16 protein-coding genes are annotated in these 19,605 nt (G+C 72.7%); 13 read left to right on the forward strand and 3 right to left on the reverse strand.

Going from position 1 to position 19,605, the window contains the following annotated elements; translation table 11 throughout:
* Positions 1-339 precede the first annotated feature (339 nt).
* The 6 genes from Sm713_RS22495 to Sm713_RS22520 all read left to right on the forward strand — a co-directional run bounded on the left by Sm713_RS22495 (position 340) and on the right by Sm713_RS22520 (position 5,957).
* Positions 340-1,350, forward strand: coding sequence for a PmoA family protein (locus Sm713_RS22495; RefSeq protein WP_212911352.1), 1,011 nt, complete (start codon positions 340-342; stop codon positions 1,348-1,350).
* Positions 1,347-2,681, forward strand: a complete 1,335-nt coding sequence (locus Sm713_RS22500) for an ABC transporter substrate-binding protein (RefSeq protein WP_249416440.1) — start codon at positions 1,347-1,349, stop codon at positions 2,679-2,681. Before Sm713_RS22495 ends, Sm713_RS22500 begins: the two co-directional genes overlap by 4 nt.
* The gene (locus Sm713_RS22505; protein WP_212911353.1) at positions 2,678-3,640 is read left to right on the forward strand and encodes a carbohydrate ABC transporter permease; all 963 of its coding nucleotides are present in this window, start codon (positions 2,678-2,680) and stop codon (positions 3,638-3,640) included. Before Sm713_RS22500 ends, Sm713_RS22505 begins: the two co-directional genes overlap by 4 nt.
* The gene (locus tag Sm713_RS22510; RefSeq protein ID WP_212912194.1) at positions 3,640-4,506 is read left to right on the forward strand and encodes a carbohydrate ABC transporter permease; all 867 of its coding nucleotides are present in this window, start codon (positions 3,640-3,642) and stop codon (positions 4,504-4,506) included. Before Sm713_RS22505 ends, Sm713_RS22510 begins: the two co-directional genes overlap by 1 nt.
* A 30-nt stretch (positions 4,507-4,536) precedes the next feature.
* Entirely contained in the window at positions 4,537-5,217 is a 681-nt protein-coding gene (locus tag Sm713_RS22515; protein ID WP_212911354.1) for a DUF624 domain-containing protein, read from the forward strand.
* Positions 5,218-5,384: 167 nt separating this feature from the next.
* Entirely contained in the window at positions 5,385-5,957 is a 573-nt protein-coding gene (locus tag Sm713_RS22520) for a hypothetical protein (protein WP_212911355.1), read from the forward strand.
* A 119-nt stretch (positions 5,958-6,076) separates the two neighbouring features.
* On the opposite strand, the gene Sm713_RS22525 is transcribed toward Sm713_RS22520, so the two are convergent.
* Positions 6,077-6,844, reverse strand: a complete 768-nt coding sequence (locus tag Sm713_RS22525; RefSeq protein WP_212911356.1) for a TVP38/TMEM64 family protein — start codon at positions 6,842-6,844, stop codon at positions 6,077-6,079.
* Positions 6,845-7,288: 444 nt separating this feature from the next.
* Here Sm713_RS22525 and tuf point away from each other — a divergent pair, with 444 nt between their 5' ends.
* Together tuf and Sm713_RS22535 are read left to right on the forward strand one after the other, a co-directional pair.
* A complete protein-coding gene (gene tuf / locus Sm713_RS22530) occupies positions 7,289-8,464 on the forward strand; it encodes an elongation factor Tu (RefSeq protein ID WP_212911357.1) in 1,176 nt (391 codons plus the stop codon).
* Positions 8,465-8,552: 88 nt separating this feature from the next.
* Entirely contained in the window at positions 8,553-9,398 is an 846-nt protein-coding gene (locus Sm713_RS22535) for a spermidine synthase (protein WP_212911358.1), read from the forward strand.
* 15 nt (positions 9,399-9,413) lie between these two features.
* Here the strand turns inward: Sm713_RS22535 and Sm713_RS22540 are convergent, their stop codons facing one another.
* Positions 9,414-10,871: an MFS transporter gene (locus Sm713_RS22540; protein ID WP_249416441.1), complete on the reverse strand. Its 1,458-nt coding sequence runs from the start codon at positions 10,869-10,871 to the stop codon at positions 9,414-9,416.
* Between the two features lie 124 nt (positions 10,872-10,995).
* Positions 10,996-12,036 (reverse strand): hypothetical protein, encoded by a 1,041-nt coding sequence (locus Sm713_RS22545; RefSeq protein ID WP_212911360.1) that lies wholly within the window; start codon positions 12,034-12,036, stop codon positions 10,996-10,998.
* 197 nt (positions 12,037-12,233) lie between these two features.
* Here Sm713_RS22545 and Sm713_RS22550 point away from each other — a divergent pair, with 197 nt between their 5' ends.
* From Sm713_RS22550 to Sm713_RS22570, 5 genes are all read left to right on the forward strand, one after another.
* Entirely contained in the window at positions 12,234-12,686 is a 453-nt protein-coding gene (locus Sm713_RS22550; protein WP_212911361.1) for a DUF4442 domain-containing protein, read from the forward strand.
* Positions 12,687-12,886: 200 nt separating this feature from the next.
* Positions 12,887-14,293: an MATE family efflux transporter gene (locus Sm713_RS22555; RefSeq protein WP_212911362.1), complete on the forward strand. Its 1,407-nt coding sequence runs from the start codon at positions 12,887-12,889 to the stop codon at positions 14,291-14,293.
* Positions 14,294-14,320: 27 nt separating this feature from the next.
* Positions 14,321-14,587, forward strand: coding sequence for a hypothetical protein (locus Sm713_RS22560; RefSeq protein ID WP_212911363.1), 267 nt, complete (start codon positions 14,321-14,323; stop codon positions 14,585-14,587).
* A gap of 386 nt (positions 14,588-14,973) precedes the next feature.
* Positions 14,974-17,313 (forward strand): hypothetical protein, encoded by a 2,340-nt coding sequence (locus Sm713_RS22565; RefSeq protein ID WP_212911364.1) that lies wholly within the window; start codon positions 14,974-14,976, stop codon positions 17,311-17,313.
* Between the two features lie 305 nt (positions 17,314-17,618).
* Positions 17,619-19,376 (forward strand): ricin-type beta-trefoil lectin domain protein, encoded by a 1,758-nt coding sequence (locus Sm713_RS22570; protein ID WP_212911365.1) that lies wholly within the window; start codon positions 17,619-17,621, stop codon positions 19,374-19,376.
* Positions 19,377-19,605 lie beyond the last annotated feature (229 nt).

Raw genomic sequence — 19,605 nt, forward strand, 5'->3', positions numbered from 1 at the left:
TCCTTCGTAAGTCTTTCGGAGGCGGGTGGAAGAGGGTAGGGGACGGCGGGTGCGCGGGGGGCCCGGGGCGCGTGGCGAGGTGGTTGGGGCGGTGGGCGTGGGCGCCGGCGGGGCGACTCCGCGGACGTCGTCCGGCCCGGCGGCGGTCCCCGAAGCGGAGCCGGCGGCGCGCGTGCTCGCACCCGCGGCGGGCACCGGCCGCGATCTCGCCCGAAGACGTGTCCCGCATTCGCGCGCAGGGTTGTTGACCCCTCGTTCTGAGGCCCCTAAGTTGCCGCGCACGGGGCGAAAGCGCTTGCTATGAATCGATTCATCTCCACGCCACACCCAGGAGGCCGGATGAACGACGAGGTCACCCGAACGGCCGGAGACGGCCCCCACGTCACGGCAGTACTCGCGGGGAACGCCGCGGGCCCGGCGGGCGGGGCCGGTCTGCGTATCGTGCACACCCACGGTGAGAGCGTCACGGTCACCGAGCCGACCACCGGCGTCGAGCTCTTCCGCTACGTCTACCGGCAGGAAGCGGCCTTCGAGGCGCCGAAGCCCTACCTCCACCCCGTCAGGACGCTGACGGGCGAGGTGGTCACCGACTACCGGCCCAACGACCACCGCTGGCACAAGGGCCTCCAGATGACCGCGTCCCACCTGTCGGGGCAGAACCTCTGGGGCGGCAACACCTATGTGCACGGCGAGGGATACCTCCCGCTGCCCGAGACGGTGGGCTCCATGGCCCACGTGGCCTTCGACGAACTCGCTGCGCGGGACGGCGGTCTCGTCCTCACCGAGTGGCTGACCTGGCACCCGTACGGCGGCGAGCTGTGGGCCGAGGAGACCCGCCGGATCGAGGTGCGGGACGTGGATCCGGCCACCGGGACCTGGGCGATGGTGTGGAGCACCCGGGTCACCAACCGCAGGGACGAGCCGCTGAGGTTCGGCAGCCCCACCACGCACGGCCGCGAGATGGCGGGCTACACGGGGCTGTTCTGGCGGGGGCCGCGCGCCTTCAGGGGCGGCCGGATCCTCGCCCCCGGCGCCGAGGGGCCCTCACTGATGGGTGAGCAGGCGCCCTGGCTCGCCTACGGCGGCGAGCACGACGGCACCGACGGCCACGCCACCCTCGTCTTCGAGCACGCCCCCGAGAACGGCCACGCGGGCGACGGCGCCAACCACCCCGCCCACTGGTTCGTGCGCAACGAACCGTTCGCGGCCGTCGCACCGTCCCTCGCGTTCTTCGACGAGTTGGAGCTCGCCCCCGGCGACAGCCTGGAGCGCCGGTACCGGATCGTCGTGGCCGCCGCCGCCTGGGAGCGGGACGACGTCGCGGGATACCTCCGAGAGCACCCGTGGTGACCCGCGGCCCGGTCCCCGGGCGGCCGGTGAGGCGCCGCCGCGCCGCGACCCTGCTCGCCGCGGCCGGCACCGCCTGCGCCCTGCTGCTGTCCGGCTGTTCGGGCAGCGGTGCCGGCAGCGCGGGCGGGGGGATCACCCTCACCTTCACCTGGTGGGGCAACGACGACCGCGCCGAGCGCACCAACCGGGTGGTGGACCTCTTCGAGAAGCGGCACCCCGGGATCACCGTGCGCACCAGCTTCGCCAGCTACGACACCTACGTGCAGAAGCTCGCCACCCAGGCCGCCGGCGGCGACCTGCCCGACGTGGCCCAGCTCGACTACCGCCAGATATCGCAGTACGCAGGCAGCGGAACCCTCCTCGACCTCGGCCCCTACCTGAGGAACGGCACCATCCGCACCGCCGACTTCGACCCGGACCTGACCCGCACCGGCGTCTACGACGGCACCCAGTCCGCGCTGCCGATGAGCGTCGGCACCACCGGATTCGCCTACGACGCCGCCGTGTTCCGCAAGGCCCACGTGCCCACCCCCAGGCCCGGCTGGACCTGGGGCGACTGGGCCGAGGCGGGCCGCAGGATCAGCGCCCTCGGCCTCAAGGGCCCAGACGGGCGTGCCTACACCGGCCTCGGGGACGTCGGCGGCACCGAGGACGCCTTCGAGGAATGGCTGCGCGGCCAGGACAAGAAGCTCTACGCCTCAGGGCACGAGGTCGGCTTCACGACCGGCGACCTGACGCGCTTTTGGACCTGGACGGACAAGCTCCGCCGCGAAGGCGTGGTGTCCCAGGCCAAGGACACCGCGCAGATCGGCAGTGTCGCCGAGGACAGCCCCCTCGGCCGCGGCCTCGCGGCGACCGACTTCAACTGGGACGCGCCCTTCCTCGCCTACCCCCCGATGCTCGGCGACAGCATCCACTTCGCACCGGTGCCGTCCATCAACGGCCGGCTCGGCCAGTACTTCAAGCCGAGCATGCTCATCGGCATCGGCTCGCGCAGCGCCCACCCCAAGCAGGCCGCCGAGCTGATCGACTTCATCCTCAACGAACCGGACTCCGGCAGGATCCTCGGCGTCAGCCGCTCCACCCCCGCCAACCGGAAGATCGCGGAGTCGGTGGGCGGGACCCTCGAAGGCCCCGAGAAGGAGGTCTACGACTACGGCAGGAAGATAGCCGCCTACGGCACCGACCCGCCACCCGCCGCACCCCCGCGCGGCGACGTGGTCCTCCAGGTGTCGTTCACCCGCACCTACCAGCAGGTGATCTTCGAGCGGCAGAGCCCGGCCCAGGCCGCGGCGGAGTTCGTGGCGGAAGCAGGGAGGGAACTGCGATGACATCCGCGCCCCGCACCGCGGCACCGCGGCCGGCCGCCGCACCCCCGGCCGGCGGGCCCCGGCGCCGCGGGCCCCGCCGGGAGAGGCAGGGACCCGCCTTCGTCTTCCTGACCCCGTGGATGCTGGGCGTCGGCCTGCTGACGCTGGTGCCGATGGCCGTCTCCCTCTACCTGTCGTTCACCGACTACAACCTCTTCGACGCGCCGAAGTGGGTGGGGCCCCGCAACTACACGGAGATGTTCACCCAGGACCCGCGCTACTGGCGGTCGGTGGGCACCACCCTGCTGTTCGTGGTGGTCGCCGTGCCGCTGAAGCTGGCCCTGGCGCTCGGTGTCGCGCTGCTGCTGAAGGGCATGCGGCGCGCCAAGGGCTTCTACCGGTCCGCCTTCTACGCCCCGTCGCTGCTCGGCGCCAGCATGTCCATCGCCCTTGTGTGGCGGGCGCTCTACAACGACGGCGGCACCGTCGACAGCGTGCTGTCGTCGGTCGGCATCCACACCGGCGGCTGGGTCGGCGACCCCGACCTCGCCGTGTTCGTGGTCGCCCTGCTCACCGTCTGGCAGTTCGGCGCCCCGATGGTGATCTTCCTCGCCGGGCTCCAGCAGATACCCGCCGACCTCTACGAGGCCGCCGCGCTGGACGGGGCGGGGCGGTGGCGGCAGTTCGCGTCGGTGACGGTGCCGATGCTGTCCCCGGTGCTCTTCTTCAACCTGGTCCTGGAGACCATCCAGTCCTTCCAGGTCTTCACGCCCGCCTTCGCCATCAGCGGCGGCAAGGGCGGACCCGCGGACTCCACCAACTTCTACACGCTCTACCTCTACGAGCGGGGGTTCACCGACTCCCACATGGGCTACGCCTCCGCCATGGCGTGGGTGCTGCTGGTCGCCATCGGCGCGGTGACCGTCGTGCTCTTCCGCACCTCGCGTTCCTGGGTCTTCTACGCCAACGAGGGGGCATGATGACGTCCGCCCTGCACATCCCCGCCCGCGGTACACGCGGCGCACGCCGGATCCTGCTGCACGCGCTGGCGCTCGTGGTCCTGCTGGTGCTGCTGTACCCGCTGGCGTGGCTGCTCGCCACCTCGCTGAAACCTGCCGACGAGGTCCTCACCAGCCTCAAGCTGCTGCCGGGCCACCTTGAACGGTCCAACTACACCACCGCCCTGGACGGCGTCAGCGGGGTCACCGTGACCCGGCTGCTCGGCAACTCCCTGCTGATCTCGCTGGGCTGCGTGCTCGGCAACGTCCTCTCGTGCTCGCTGGCCGCCTACGCCTTCGCCCGGCTGAGGTTCCGGATGCGCGGGCCGATGTTCGCCTTCATGCTGGCGACGATGATGCTGCCGCACCACGCCGTGCTGATCCCGCAGTACATCATCTTCAACAAGCTCGGCATGGTGGACACCTACTGGCCGCTGATCCTGCCGAAGTTCCTGGCCACCGACGCGTTCTTCGTCTTCCTCATCGTGCAGTTCATGCGCGGCCTGCCGCGCGAGATGGAGGAATCCGCGCGGATCGACGGCTGCGGGCCCTTCCGCACCTTCTGGTCGGTGGTGCTTCCGCTGACCCGGCCCGCGCTGATCACCACCGCCATCTTCACCTTCATCTGGACCTGGAACGACTTCCTCACCCAGCTCATCTACCTCTTCGACCCGGAGAAGTTCACGATCACGCTGGCCCTGCGGAGCTTCGTCGACCAGTCGAGCACGTCGGCGTACGGGCCGATGTTCGCGATGTCGGTGATCTCGGTGCTGCCCATCGTGCTGTTCTTCTTCGCCTTCCAGCGCTACCTGGTGCAGGGCGTGGCGACATCCGGGCTCAAGGGCTGAGCCGGGCTTCCGACGGAGACAGGAGTGGTCATGCAGTCCTCCGCGGCGCAGCACCGCGAGCCCGGCGAGCCGTTCGGGCCCCGCTTCGTGCTCTTCGCCGACATGCTCGCCATCGGCCTCGCCACGACCGCCGCCTGCCTGCCGGTGGTCACCGCGCCTGCGGCGTTCGCGGCGGCCTGTGCTGTGCTGCGCGGCGCCATCCGCGAGCAGCGGCCCGCCACCCTCGGCCGCTACGTGGCCGAACTGCGCGCCCACGGGCTCCGCAGGACGCTGGCCGCCGGCGCCGTGACCCTGGCGGGTGGGGCACTGCCGGCGGTCGACCTGCTCCTGGCGCGGGCCGGCCTGCCCGGGGCGGGCCCGGTGGCGGTGGTGGTGGCCGCGGTCGCGGCGGGCGCCCTGGTGGTGGGGTTGCGGGGCGCGGCCGAACCGCGGGCCGCGGAGAGCTGGCGTGAAGCGGTGCGGACCGCGGCCGGGCGCTCCGTAGCCGATCCCTCCGGGTCCGCGCTGTTGCTGGCGGCGACGGTGCTCTGCGCCGTGCTGGTCTGGATGCTGCCGCTGCTGGCGCCGCTCACCCCGGGCATCCTCGCCTTCGCCGTGACGGCGGTGTCGCTGCGGACGCCGCCGGACGCCGTGGAACGGGCTGCCGCGCCCTCGACTGCCCCGGCCGGCATCGGCGCCGAGCCGGCCGGCCAGCCGGCCGCAAGACCGTAAACCGGTCATACCCACCGCGTGAAGGTCCGCCGACCGGGCCCTGCCGGCAATCTCCACACGGTGGGCACATTCCGCTCGCAACTAGACTCTGGCGTGTTGATACCACCCGCGTAGACTCCCGCCACGCTAGCCACACCCACATGGCTCGGGAAAAGACAGAGGGACGTATGAGCAGACACCGCCGACGACGCGTGATAGGCCGGGCGCGGTCGACCGTCATCAAGACCGCCGCCGCGATGGGCGTGGCCACCGCCATCGCCGCCGGGGCCCACTCGGTGGCGGACAGCCCCGTGCAGGCCCAGGCGTCGTCCGAACCGCGTGACGAGGCGCCGGAGACCAGCGAGGACCAGCTGGCCACCGCCGAGAACACCGCGCACCAGACCCCCGCGGAGAAGCCGTCGGACCTCGCCACGGACTCCGCCCGCGCCCCGCAGGCGGTCCAGCCCGCGTCCCACTACGTCGTGACGGGTGCCGCCGGTACGGCGCACGCGGGGCAGCACGCCTCCAGCGCCGTGGCCCAGACGCCGTCCGCGCACCACTCGGCGCCCTCCACCGCGCCCACCTCGGCCACGCCCTCCACCTCGGCTCCGAGCCAGCCCCCGGCCTCCTCGCAGCAGCCGTCCTCCCCGCCTCCGGCGTCGTCCTCCGCTCCCGCGGGCGGCGACCAGGACGACCAGGGCGGACTGCTGGGCGGTGTCGTGGACGGGGTCGGCGGCGTCCTCGGCGGGCTGCTCGGCTGAGCCCCGCGAAGACCGTACGAACCGTCAGGCCCCGTCCCGGGCCGGCGCGCGGAAGCGCCCCGGGGCGGGGCTGCCGCGTTCCCGGAATCGTTTCTCCATTCGCCGCGCGCGCCCGGCGCTCAGCGGTCGCGCAGCCGGTGGCGGTGGCGCCAGGCGACCACCGCCGCGGCGAGCCCCGTCACCACGAGGAAGCCCATCGCGATGAGGAAGACCGGTGACATCGGTTCCGCGGCCCGGGCACCCGCGAAGACGTACGCCGCCGTGTTGGGCGCCGTGCCGAGAAAGGTCGCGATGAGGAAGGCCGGCCAGCTCATCCGGGAGACCGCCGCGGCGTAGTTCGCCGCCCAGAACGGCACTCCGGGGAAGAGCCGGATCGCCATCATCGAGCGGAATCCGTGCTTGCTGAGCTGGTGGTCCACCGCCTTCAGCATCCGGTTCCGCAGCAGCGGGCGCAGCGCGTCCTGACCCAGCAGCCTGCCGAGCCCGAACGAGATCGCGCCCCCGGCGACGGAGCCGACGAGGGCCACCGTGAGGCCGAGCACCGATCCGAAGAGCGCGCCCGCGGCGAGACTCATCAGCGGCCGTGGCACGAACACCGCAGAGAGCACGCTGTACACGGCCGTGAACACCACGACCGCCGTCACACCGCTGAACTCGTGCGGCCAGCCGCCGGCCAGCATCCTCTGCGGCTTGAAGAGCAGTACGCACGCACCGCAGACGGCGAGCAGCACCAGCAGCACCCACAGCCGGAACCACGAGGACACCATGGCCCGCACACAGCGCTGGGCCAGGCCCGGCCGCGCGGGAGGGGCCGGGTCGGTGACGGGTGGTGCGGCCGAGTCGAGCACTCCCGGAGAGTATCCGACGTACCCGGCTGATCGTCGCATGGGGCCGCTCGCCAGAGACCCTGCCGGAGCCCTGCCGGGGGCCCGAAGGCCCCGGCGGCGCACGGCCGGAGAGTCCGGCAGGGTCTGGCCCGGGAGTGCCGGCCGCCCACGTTCGTTGAGTCCGGCCGACTGCGGCCGGGGAGTGCAGCCGGGTACGTCCGGGGCACCCCGCCGGCTCGGCGACCCCGAAAACCAGTCGACGGCGGACCGGCGCTCGGCGATGATCGGCGTCATGTTCCGGTACGCCTTCCTCCTCGCCGCATCCGCAGCCGCGGATGCGCGGAGGGCTGCCGGGTTCCTCGTCCTGCCGGCCGCCGTCGACGGCGCCCGAAGCTGACCCTTCCCGGACATTCCGGCGGACCCCGCAGGGGGAGGGTCGGCCGGTCCAACGGGGTCCCCCTCCCGCCCTGCGGGACGCTCTCACTCGACTCCTCGAGGACAGCCATGCCCAAGACGGCATACGCGCGCACCAAGCCGCACATGAACATCGGCACCATGGGCCACGTCGACCACGGCAAGACGACTCTGACCGCCGCCATCACCAAGGTGCTGGCCGAGCGCGCCGGCGGCGGCACCCGGTACGTGCCGTTCGACCGCATCGACCGCGCCCCGGAAGAGGCCGCGCGCGGCATCACCATCAACATCGCGCACGTCGAGTACGAGACCGACACCCGGCACTACGCGCACGTCGACATGCCGGGCCACGCCGACTACGTCAAGAACATGGTCACGGGCGCGGCGCAGCTGGACGGCGCGATCCTGGTGGTCTCCGCCATCGACGGCATCATGCCGCAGACGTCCGAGCACGTGCTGCTCGCGCGCCAGGTGGGCGTGGACCACGTCGTCGTGGCGCTCAACAAGGCGGACGCCGGCGACGACGAGCTCACCGACCTGGTCGAGCTGGAGGTGCGCGAGCTGCTGAGCGCGCACGGCTATCCCGGCGACACGGTGCCCGTCGTCCGGGTGTCCGGGCTCGGGGCGCTGTCGGGCGACCCCCGCTGGACGGCGTCCGTCGAGGCGCTGCTCGACGCGGTCGACACCTATGTCCCGCTGCCCGAGCGATACCTGGACGCGCCGTTCCTGCTGCCGGTGGAGAACGTCCTGACCATCACGGGACGCGGCACCGTCGTCACGGGTGCCGTGGAGCGAGGCACCGTCCGCGTCGGCGACCACGTCGACGTGCTCGGCGCGGACACCGCCACGGTGGTCACCGGCCTGGAGACCTTCGGCAAGCCCATGGCGCAGGCGCAGGCCGGCGACAGCGTGGCGCTGCTGCTGCGCGGTGTGCCGCGCGACGCGGTACGGCGCGGCCACGTCGTCGCGGCGCCGGGCAGCATCACGCCCAGCGGACGGTTCAGCGCGCGGGTGTACCTGCTGCCGCCCGCCGGGGGAGGGCGCGGCACCCCGATCGCCACCGGCTACCGCCCGCAGTTCTACATCAGAACGGCGGACGTGGTCGGCGAGGTGGACCTGGGCGAGCAGGGCGCCGCCCGGCCCGGTGACACGGTCGCCATGACGGTCACCCTCGGCCGCGCGGTGCCCCTGGAGCCGGGCCTCGGCTTCGCCGTCCGCGAGGGCGGGCGCACGGTCGCCGCGGGCACGGTCACCGCGGTCGGCTGAGCCGCGGACAGCGCGCTCCCGGCGGTGCCACGCGCACCGCCGGGCGCGCGGCTCCCGGCGCGGTGCGTGCCGGCGGCACAATGGACCGGTGGACGAGTCGATACCGGTGACCCGGGCCGTGGACCACGGCACCGCCAGGCTGCTGCCCGACGTCGACCGTGGCCGCGCCTGGCTGCTCACGCTCGACGGCGCCCCGCAGTCGTACGTCGACCTGGACGATCCCGCGCACCTGGAGTTCGAGTACGCGCGGCGGGTGGGGCACATCCTGGACACGGTGGCACCGCGCGGCCGGCCGCTGGACCTGGTCCACCTCGGCGGCGGGGCGCTGACGCTGCCGCGGTATGCCGCCACCACCCGCCCCGGCTCGCGCCAGGATGTCGTGGAGGCCGACCGGGGCCTGCTGCGGCTGGTCACGGAACTGCTGCCGCTGCCGCCCGACGCGGGCATCCGCCTGCACTCCGCGGATGCCAGGGCCTGGCTGGAGGCGGCGGAGCCGGATCGCGCAGACGTGATCATCGGGGATGTCTTCGGCGGCGCACGGGTGCCGGCCCACCTCACCTCGCTCGGGTACGCCCGCACGGTGGACCGGGTGCTGCGGTCCGACGGTGTCTACGTGGCCAACCTCGCGGACGGTGCTCCGTTCACCTTCCTGCGGGGGCAACTGGCCACGCTGGCCGCGGTCTTCGAGGAGCTGGCGCTGGTCGCCGAGCCCCCCGTGCTGCGGGGGCGCCGGTTCGGCAACACCCTCGTGGTCGCCTCCCACCGGGGGACCGACCTCGCGGCGCTGTCGCGGCGCACGGCCGCGGACGCCTTTCCCGCGCGCGTCCAGCACGGGGCGCAGCTGCGGCGCCTGATAGGCGACGCGTCGCCGGTGCGCGAGGAGGACGCCACCGCGTCTCCGCCGCCGCCGGCCGGCACCTTCAGCGTGGGGTGATCGGCGTCCCGGGGTTCAGCTTGGGGTGATCGGCGTCCCGGCAGGGGCCTCGGCCGGGCCGGGGGCCGCGCTCGGCGCGGTGCCGGAGACGCCGGTGGCCTCGGCGGCGCCCGGGGACCCGGCGACGGCGGCGCTTCCGGCGATGCCGGCGGTCCCGACGATGCCGGCGGGGTCCGGGGCGGTCTCGGGGGTGCCGGGAGTGCCGGGGCCGGCGTCCGTGCCGCTTCCGGCGGTCCCGGAGGTCCGCCGGGTGAGCCGGCGCACGTCCGGCACGAGCAGCACGGCCGCGGTCACCAGCACCACCAGCGCGGCGCACCCCCACAGCGCCGCCGTCCGCCCGACCGCCTGCTCCGCGGGGCCCGCGAGCGCGGTGGCCACGGGCAGCATGCCGATCGAGCCCAGCCAGTCGTAGGCGGAGACGCGGGAGAACTTCTCCTCCGGGATCTCCTGGTGCATCGTGGTGATCCACGAGACGCCGAACACCTCGATGGTGGCACCGCTCACCAGCATCACCGCGCAGAGGGCTTCCACCGGCACCGGCAGGGCGAGCGCGGCGGACGGCAGCGCCAGCGGGAAGACGCAGAGCGTGCCCGCGAGCAGCAGGCGCCGGGGTCTCCAGCGGACCATGAGCAGCGCCCCGCACACCGTCCCCGCGCCGAAGGCGCCCAGCGCGAGGCCCCACGGCCCCGGCCCGCCCAGCCGATCCCGGGCGACCAGCGGTCCGTAGACCGACTCGGCGGCCCCGACCACCGCGACCACCACCGAGAACTGCGCGACGATCGACCACAGCCAGGGCCGGCCGATGAACTCCCGCCAGCCGTCCCGCAGATCCGCGAGCATCCCCCCGCCGGGCTCCCGGGGCGCCATGTGGCTGAGGTCCAGCAGCGAGCGAAGCGAGCCGGCGAGCGCGAAGCAGCCGGCGTCCACGACCAGCACCCAGCCGGGCCCGATCGCGGCCACCAGCGCGCCGCCCAGCGCGGCGCCGCCGATGCCGGCGCCGTTCACCGCAATCCGGTACAGCGCGAACGCGCGTCCCGCCTGCTCGCCGGAGACCGAGGCCATCAGCATGCCCTCGGAGGCAGGGCTGAAGAACGCCTGGCCGGTACCGCCGAGGGCGGTGAGCAGCATCATCTGCCACACCCGGGGCTCACCGGCCAGCACCAGGACGCCGAAGGCGGCCTGCGAGAGGCAGTTGAGGGTGTTGGCCGCGACCATCACGCGGTGCCGCGGCAACCGGTCCGCGACGGCGCCACCGACCAGCAGGAACACCACCAGCGGGAGGGTCCTCGCCGCGGCCACCAGCCCCACGTCGGAGCTGTCGCCGCCCTCGCCGAGAACCGCGAAGGCGGCCGCGATGAGCGCTCCGTTGCTGCCCAGGTTGGTGATCACCGTGGCGGCGGTCAGCAGGGTGTAGTTCCGGCCGGGCCGCGCGGCGCGGGGCCCGGCGACGGCGTCGGAGTCGGGAGCGGTCACCCGGGGACTATCGCCGCTGCGGGGGCCGGTCGGCAAACGAATTGTGCCGGCCGGCCCGGCGGGGCGCAGGGGCTCTCCGGGCTTCCCCTCCTGCCGCCCGGCGCCCGTTCTCCTCCCAGACCCCTTACTCGCCCGTGGGCGGGTCCTGGGTGAGGCGCACCGTGCTCAGTATTTTCTGGACGGTGGCTTCGGGGAGTTCGTCCTTGACGCCCTTGACGCCGAAGAGGTCCCAGCTCACGATGTCGCCCGCGCCGTTCTTGAAGGCGAAGGTGATCGCCTTGCCGTCCGTGGCGCACTTTCCGCGCTGGGGCGTGTTCGTGGAATGGGCGGTGGTGAGGCTCCCCTTCAGCCCCGACTTGGTCGTGTACGGCTTCGCCTTGCTGTACGAGATGGTCTTCTTGTCGGGGTGCGTGTAGCCGCCGTATATCCACCACGGCACGCGTGTCTCGGCCGCGTCGTCGGTGTTCTTCGCGCCGTTCTCGCCGCGGGCTCCAGCGGTGGCCAGGCCGGTGTCCTCCGGGGTGCCGTCCTTGTCCGAGTCGTCGGTGCACCACTTGGACTTGAACTCGGCGGGAGCCGTGACCGTCGTACTGTCGGTCTTTCCGCCCTTCTCGTCCCATTCGAAGCCGACGCTCAGTGTCGGCGCCTCGACCTCCCACTCCGGCGGCACGTCGAAGACCGTGCCGAACCGGGTGTTGATCACGGTCTTCCAGCCCGGGATGGTGGTCTTCTCCCTGGCCTGCGTGCCGCGCTGGTCGTCGCCGGAGGAGTCGGAGTCGCTGGGGCTGGGCTGGGCCCGGCCGGAAGGGGAGGCCGACGAGGAGGCGGACGGGGCGGGGCTCGCCTTGTCGTCCTTCTTGCCGCCCAGAACCAGGAAACCGGTCACACCGGCGGCGATCACCACGGCCGCCGCCGCGACCACCGCGGTGATCATCGTCTTCTTGCGGTCGTCACGCGGGGGCTTGGACGGGCCGCCGGGCACCGTCGGGGCGGACCAGTGCGGCTGGCCGGGCTGCTGCCCAGGCGGCTGGGTGTAGGGGTTCGGCTGCTGGTACCCCGGCTGCTGATACGGATTGGGTTGCTGATACCCCGGTTGCTGATAAGGGTTCTGCCCCTGGTTCTGCTGGTTCTGCTCGCCCCCGGGCGGCTGGTCTCCTGGCCACATGGGCAGCACTTTAGTGGCGCGACGGACACGTTTCCGTCACCGGGCCTCGTCAGCTCCGTACCGGATCAACGCCACCGTGCGCGCCGGACGTTGGGGATGCCCCGGGGGATGCCCCGGGGGCGATACACCTCGAATTCACCGGGACCGCGGATCATGGGGGCTGGTCAGCGAAACTACCAGTCGGTAACCTCGCGCGCATGACAGTCGAAAGCGCCGGAATCGGCGACATGCTGGCCTCCCTGGTTCCGATGATCCGGACCCTGAAACTGGAATTCGTCGAAGTCACCGGGGAGCACGCCGTTCTCCGCCTCCCGGATCAGCCGGAGTACCACAACCACCTCGGCGGCCCCCACGCGGGCGCCATGTTCACCCTGGGCGAGTCCGCCAGCGGTGCCATCGTCTTCGCCGCCTTCGGCGAGCAGCTCTCCCGCGCGGTGCCGCTCGCGGTGCGGGCCGAGATCGCGTACAGGAAGCTCGCCAAGGGTCCGGTGACCGCGACGGCGACCCTGGGCCGGCCGGCGGCCGAGGTCATCGCCGAACTCGACGCGGGTGGCCGCCCGGAGTTTCCGGTCGCCGTCGCCGTGCAGCGCGAGGACGGGGCCGTCACGGGCGAGATGACCGTGGTGTGGACGCTGCGGCCGAACGACTGAGGGACTTCGGTGGACTCCTCCTGGAGAACCGCTCGACGCGGTGCCGGACGCCGGCGAGGTCCCCTTCGACCCGCCGAAGCGGGCGGCCTCCCTCAGGGGTGTGGACGGCCTGCCGGTCGAGTCCCGGGTGAATCCCTGACCGGCGCCGGTCCGGGGTCCCCGCTCCGGCGGGGCTTACGCACGTGTCGCGGTGACCGCCGATGACTGCGACGCGAATCCGGCTGCTGGACCTCGGCACCGTGCGCGAGGTGGTACGCGTCTCGGTCCCGCTGATGTTCGGCATGGTCGGCAACCTGATCCTGATGCTGGTCGACCGGATCTGCCTGGCCCGCTACTCGCAGGACGCGCTCAGGGCGTCCGGCCCCGCCGTGTTCACGGCGACCACGGTGATCATGGTGACCACGGGGGCGGTGGGCATCACCCGCTCCTACGTGGCACAGGCCCACGGCCGCGGTGACGAGCGCGACGCGCAGGACGAGGGCGCCACCGGCTTCGTCCTCGGCCTGCTGTTCTCGGCGCTGCTCCTGCTGTGCACCCCGGTGCTGACGAGGGTGCCGGCGCTCAGCGGGCAGCCCCCGGGCATCCAGGAGCTGGAGGCGCAGTTCCTGGGCCTGTCCACCCTCTACGGCTCCGTCATGACCCTCAACATGGCGCTGTCCTCCTACTTCAACGGCATGGGGCGCACCCGGGTGCCGATGGCCGTCGGCATCGCCGGCCAGGTGGTCGGCGTCGTGATGACGATCGGCCTGGTCTTCGGCCGCTTCGGGCTGCCGGAACTCGGCATGCGGGGCTCAGCGTTCGGCACGCTGAGCGCCGTGTCCACCATGCTCGCCGGATACGCCGCCTTCCTGCCCAGGGGCTACGCCGCGGGCTTCGGCCGGCTCGTGCGGCGGGGCGGCCGGCAGGTCGCCTCGGTGCTGTGGCTGCGGCTGCGGCGTGGTGCGCCCGCCGGGGGCTCCCTCAGCCTGGAGGAGCTGGGCCAGACCGCTTTCGTGTGGCTGGCCGGCGTCCTCGGCCCGGTGGCGCTCGCCGCCGACAACGTCGCGCTGGCTCTCAACTACGCGGCCGTCATCCCCCTGATCGGCCTGGGCACGGGGTGCGGCATCCTGTGCGGGAAGGCCGCGGGCGCCGGACTCCACCGCACCATCCCGGGCATCATGCGGGTCACCCTGATCGTCTCGGGCCTGTACGCGGCCGTGGTCGCGGTCTTCCAGATCGCCACCCCGGCCCTGCTGCTGGGTCCGTTCGGCCTCGACGGAATCGATCCGGTCGTGACCTCCCACGCCGTGGACGCCTCTCGGGTGCTGTGGACCTACTCCTTCGCGTGCATGTTCTCGATGGCCGGCTCCGCCGTCCTGGAGTGTCTCGGCCTCGCGCGCTTCGGGTTCCTGGCGCGGATCATCCTCATGTGGTGCCTGTGCGTCCCCACGATCAGCGCGTTCGTCCTGCTCCACCGCGATGACCCGGACATGCTCCCGATCATGTGGGTGATCTTCTCCGCCTTCGAGGCGGTGATGGCCGCGGTCTGCATGTGGCGGATCAGGCGTGCCGTCGGCAGCGGCGAGAACCGGCTCCACGACGCCGAACGGGTTCAGCAGGCGGCCTGACCGCGACCGTACGGAGCGTGCGGTCGGGTGGCTGAGGCATGCCTGCGGGCCCGCAAGGAGGCCCTGGTGGAAGTGGGGATCGCGGCACTCGGCAGACTGCGCAGGGTCGGCCTCACGGATTCCGGCGCCGTCCCGGCTGCACCTGCTCGGTCGGAGCGGGCGGACGGCCGCCTCGTCGCCGCCGCGGCCGGACCTACCCCGCCCGCCGCGGACGGTGACGACGACCGCTCGACGGGGTGGGACTCGGCAGGCCCGGCTGGCTGGTCGACGACACCCTGGCCATGGGCGTGGTGATCTTCGTGGGGCTCTGGATGCACGCCGGCTTCTACGTGCTCATCGTCCTGGCCGGGCTCCAGGGCATCGACCCCGTCTACTACGAGGCCGCCCGGGCGCACGGTGCACGCCCTCGACGAGCACGGCACGGTACGCGACTGGCTGGCCGGCCCCGCCTGGCGGGAACCCGCCGACGACCTGGACGCATACATGGCCGCCGACGGGGACCCGTGGGGCGGGCACGGCCGGTGGCGGCTCACCAACGGGCCCGACGCCACCCCGCTGAAGGAGGAGCTGTACCGGCACCGTCCGCTCGGCCGCGACCCCGTCGAGGGAGCGGTGGCCGAGGGCGCGGAGATCCGGTACACAGGCCCGGCGGCACCCGGCACACCGGTCACTGGCGGCGCGTGCACACCGCCGCGGACGGGCTCGTGGACTGGAGCGCCTTCTGCTTCACCCCCGAGTACCGTCTCGCCCTCGCGGCATGCGTGCTGGAGGCGGACCAGGCGGAGCGGCGGGTGCTGCGGACGGCGACCACCGGTCCGATGCTGCTGTTCGTGAACGGCGAGGTGGTGGACGAGTCCGACACCGTGACCTACATGGAGCCCGCCGAGCGCGAGGTGCGGATCTGGCTGCCGTCCGGTACCACGACCGTCGTCGTCGCGTCCTGGCAGGTGGCGTTCCGCGAGGTGCGGCAGGTCGTGCGGCTGCGCGTCGGCGGCCTTCCGGTACGCGTCGTCGTGCCCGCCGAAGGCGCCTGCGAGTACACGTCGGCGGTCGCCGAGCGGCTGCTCGACGCCGTGGGCACCACCCGCTGGGGCAGCACGGACGGCACGGTCCCGCTCACCGGGCCCGCGGGCGCGGCACTGCGCGTGGAGTGGCCGGGGCACACGAGCCGGATCCGGCTGGACGGCGGGCGGGCGACGCTGCGCCTGGACGGGGCCGGTCCGCAGACGGGAGAAGGGGCAGCGGGCGCCGCCCCGGAGCCGCCCGCCGGCGAGACGGTACTGCGGATCTTCGCGGACGACCCCCGGGCGCCGGTGTTCCGCGAGTTCCCCGTCGCCGTGCTGCCGCGCGACCACCGGGACAGCCCGACGGGCGATCCGGCCGAGTGGCGCGCCGGGTTCCTGCGGCACGCGGCCCGGGCGGACGGTGTCGGCGGCGAGCTGGTCCGCGCGCTCACCGACCCCGGGCACACCGTCCGCGAGCCCGCCCTGGCCCGCGCCCTGTGGATGATCGGCAACCGTGCGGACTGCGCCGACTTCGAGGCCGTCGGCCTGTACCACCTGTGGCGTCGGGCACCCGCCGAGCGCTGGGAGCCGGGGCTGCGAGAACGGGTCAAGGCCGCGCTCCTCGGCTTCAAGTACTGGATCGACCAGCCGGGCCTGGACGCCATGTGCTACTTCACCGAGAACCACCAGCTCGTCTGGCACACCGCCGAGCTGCTGTGGGGCACCGAGCTGGCCGGGGAGACCTTCGGCAACACCGGCTGGACCGGGGCCGAGCACGCCGCCCACGCGCGGGGCATGGCACTGTCCTGGATGCGCCGCAAGCTCGCCCAGGGCTTCAGCGAGTTCGACTCCAACGCCTACCTCGCGATCGACCTGCTGGCGCTGGTCTCGCTCGTCGAGTTCAGCGAGTCCTTCGAGGACGGTGAGGGGGAGGTGGTCCGGCTGGCGGCCGGGGTCGCCGACCGGGTCCTCTTCAGCCTGGCCGCCAACTCCTGGCGCGGCATCCACGGCTGCGCCCACGGCCGCTCCTACGTCTCGGCACTGCGCTCGTCCCGGTTCGAGGAGACCGCGCCGATCATGCGGGTGTGCTTCGGCACCGGCGCCCTCAACGACGCGGTGCTCCCGGCTGCCGTGGTGGCCACGGCCGGCCGGTACCGGATGCCGGACGTCATCCGGCAAGCCGCACACGACCTGCCCGAGCGCTGGTGGGGCCGGCAGAGCTACCGCGGCGAGTACCGCTACGCCCATGACCTCCTCTCCCGCCCGTACGGCTCCGACCTCACCGTCTACAAGACCCCCGACGCGATGCTCTCCTGCGCGGGTGACTACCGCCCCGGCCTGCCCGGCCTCCAGGAGCACGTCTGGGGCGCCACCGTGGGCCCGCAGGCGCAGGTCTTCGTCACCCACGCACCGAACGCCTCCGTCTCGCCCTCGGCGCGGCCGGGCGCCTGGGCCGGCAACCGGATCCTGCCCCGCGCCCGCCAGCACGAGGACACGGTGCTCGCGCTGTACCGGATCCCCGACGACGACGTGATGGGCTACACGCACGCGTGGTTCCCGCTCGGGGAGTTCGACGAGTGGGTGCGGCACGGCGTCTGGACGGCGGCACGCAAGGGCAACGGGTACGTGGCGCTGGCCACCGAGGGCGGCGCCAGGCCGGGGGCCGCCGGACCCGACGCCTGGCAGGAACTCCGGCCGGTCGGCCCCGGCACGGCCTGGGTGTGCACGGTGGGGCGGCGCGCCGTGCACGGGGAGTTCGGCGACTTCGTACGGGCCCTGGCGGAGCCGGACTTCGGCCCCGGCCGGGTGGCGCTGCGCACCCGCGCGGGCACGGAGCTGTCCCTGGACTGGTCGGGTCCGTTCACCGTCGACGGGCGCCCCGCGGACCTCGCGGCCGACGGCACCATCGCCACGCCCCCGCAGCTCGACAACCCCTACGCCCACCTCGCCGCGGGGGCGTCCGTCCTGCGGATCGGCCCGCACGAGATCGATCTGACGCGAGGCCGGGACGTGTGATGCCGTGACCGGGGCCGCCTGCGGGCAGCCCCGGCGTGGTGTGCCCGCATGCCAGCGGAAGACGGCCATCGGGTGCTCCACGCATCACCCTTGTTCCGTCGTCGCCGTCCGAGGCCCCCTGGAACCGTCCCCCCCACTGACATTGGTACGAACTTTTCCGGAGCGGCGTTGCCCCAGGTCATCGGGGGTGCAGCGGCATCAGCTGCCGTGTCGACATCTTGACGCAGTGTCACGGGGACAGTTCACTCACGCCGCGGCTGCGTGGCCGCCCCCTCCCACCAGGGGCACGAGAAGGGCAGCACTCTATGGCGAGATCGACTGGCCTCTTGCAACGTTGCGCGAGATTCGCGCTGGTCGGCGTACTTGGTGTCACGGGACTGACCCAAGTGGCCGCGGGAACCGCGCAGGCCGCGGGCGAGCAAGTGCACATAGCGCTGACCACCACGGACGACGCGGGCGGGCGGCACGTCACCCGCGGCCTCCAGGACCAGACCCCCATCGCGTTCCAGGCCGGCAGCGGCGGTGGCGGGACGGCCATCAGCGTCGACGAGAACACCAGGTACCAGGAGTTCAGCGGCGCGGGCGCATCGTTCACGGACACCGCGGCGTGGCTGATGAACAGCAGCGGGGCACTGTCTCAGGCCACCCGCACCGACGTCATGAACAAGCTGTTCTCGCCCACCTCCGGCATCGGCGTGAGCTTCCTGCGCAACCCGATGGGCGCCTCCGACCTGGCCCGGTTCAGCTACACCTACGACGACGTGCCGGCCGGCCAGACCGACCCGGGCCTCGCGAAGTTCAGCATCGCCCACGACCAGGCCGACGTGCTGCCGCTGACCAGGCAGGCCAAGCAGCTCAACCCGGCGCTGAAGGTCATGGCCTCGCCGTGGACCGCCCCGCCGTGGATGAAGGACAACGACAGCTACGACCAGGGCTGGCTGGAATCCCAGTACTACGGCGCCTACGCGCAGTACTTCGTGAAGTACATCCAGGCGTACCAGAGCGCCGGAGTGCCGATCGACTACGTCTCGGAGCAGAACGAGCCGACCTGTTGCGGCGGTTACCCGTCCATGCAGTGGAACGGCTCGGGTCTCGCCTACTTCGCCAAGAACAGCCTCCTGCCGGCGCTGCACAGCGCGAGCCTGAAGACCAAGGTCCTCGCCCTCGACTGGAACCCCGACTCGTACGCGGGGTACGCGCAGCCGACCGTGGACGACGCCGCGATCCGCAACGACCCCAACTTCGGGGGCATCGCCTACCACGGCTACACGGGCCACATCGACACCCAGACGACGGTCCACAACCAGTACCCGAACGTGCCCGCCTTCGACACGGAGCACTCCGGCGGTACCTGGATCGCGGACCAGCAGAACGAGGACATGACCAACCTGGTCGACTACTTCCGCAACTGGGGACAGAGCTGGGTCAAGTGGAGTCTCGCCGTCGACCAGGGCATGGGCCCGCACAACGGGGGCTGCGGCACCTGCACCGGCCTGATCACCGTCCACAACGGCGACAGCCGCAGCGGCCAGGTCGACTACACCGTCGAGTACTACACGATGGGCCACGTCACCAAGTTCGTGCGCCCCGGCGCCCACCGCATCGCCTCGACCGCCTCCACGTCCGTCCCCAACGTCGCCTGGCAGAACCCCGACGGGAGCAAGGCCCTCATCGCCTACAACCCGTCCACCTCGGCCCAGCAGATCAAGGTCGTCTGGGGCGGCCAGTCGTTCGGCTACTCGCTGCCGGGCAAGACCTCCGCGACGTTCACCTGGGCGGGCACCCAGAGCGGCGGCTCCGACAGGACGGGCACCCTCACCGGCGCCGGCGGCAAGTGCCTCGACGTCGCCGGCGCCTCGACCGCGAACGGCGCCAAGGTCCAGTTGTACGACTGCAACGGCACCGGTGCCCAGCAGTGGCGCCTGGAGTCGGCCGGCGACCTGGTCAACGTGGCGGCGAACAAGTGCCTCGACGTGACGGACATGTCGTCGGCCGACGGCGCGAAGGTCCAGCTCTGGACCTGTACGGGCACGGCCAACCAGAAGTGGCAGCTGCACACCTGACCCACGGGCCAGGCCGAGGCACCGCCGGGCTCCGACCACCAGGGCCGGGACGGTGCCTCGGCACGCGGGCGGGGCCACCGTCCGGATCGGATTCAGACACGTCTGATCCTGTTCGATGACGCCACGTGTCGCTCCGGGCGATCTCTGGGGGTGCCTGGGCTGCGACCGCCGTCCCAGTCCGGAGGCGACCGCCATCCCATTCCGGAGGCGACCGCCGTCCCAGCCACTG

Source organism: Streptomyces sp. TS71-3 (assembly GCF_018327685.1).
GTDB lineage: Bacteria > Actinomycetota > Actinomycetes > Streptomycetales > Streptomycetaceae > Streptomyces.

Excerpts from the sequence above, each read along its gene's own strand:
- Sm713_RS22520 (WP_212911355.1), top strand. The coding sequence starts at position 5,385 with ATGAGCAGACACCGCCGACGACGCGTGATAGGCCGGGCGCGGTCGACC.
- Sm713_RS22510 (WP_212912194.1), top strand. The coding sequence starts at position 3,640 with ATGACGTCCGCCCTGCACATCCCCGCCCGCGGTACACGCGGCGCACGC.
- Sm713_RS22555 (WP_212911362.1), top strand. The coding sequence starts at position 12,887 with ATGACTGCGACGCGAATCCGGCTGCTGGACCTCGGCACCGTGCGCGAG.
- Sm713_RS22495 (WP_212911352.1), top strand. The coding sequence starts at position 340 with ATGAACGACGAGGTCACCCGAACGGCCGGAGACGGCCCCCACGTCACG.
- Sm713_RS22505 (WP_212911353.1), top strand. The coding sequence starts at position 2,678 with ATGACATCCGCGCCCCGCACCGCGGCACCGCGGCCGGCCGCCGCACCC.
- Sm713_RS22515 (WP_212911354.1), top strand. The coding sequence starts at position 4,537 with ATGCAGTCCTCCGCGGCGCAGCACCGCGAGCCCGGCGAGCCGTTCGGG.
- Sm713_RS22550 (WP_212911361.1), top strand. The coding sequence starts at position 12,234 with ATGACAGTCGAAAGCGCCGGAATCGGCGACATGCTGGCCTCCCTGGTT.
- Sm713_RS22545 (WP_212911360.1), bottom strand. The coding sequence starts at position 12,036 with ATGTGGCCAGGAGACCAGCCGCCCGGGGGCGAGCAGAACCAGCAGAAC.
- Sm713_RS22525 (WP_212911356.1), bottom strand. The coding sequence starts at position 6,844 with ATGCGACGATCAGCCGGGTACGTCGGATACTCTCCGGGAGTGCTCGAC.
- tuf (WP_212911357.1), top strand. The coding sequence starts at position 7,289 with ATGCCCAAGACGGCATACGCGCGCACCAAGCCGCACATGAACATCGGC.
- Sm713_RS22570 (WP_212911365.1), top strand. The coding sequence starts at position 17,619 with ATGGCGAGATCGACTGGCCTCTTGCAACGTTGCGCGAGATTCGCGCTG.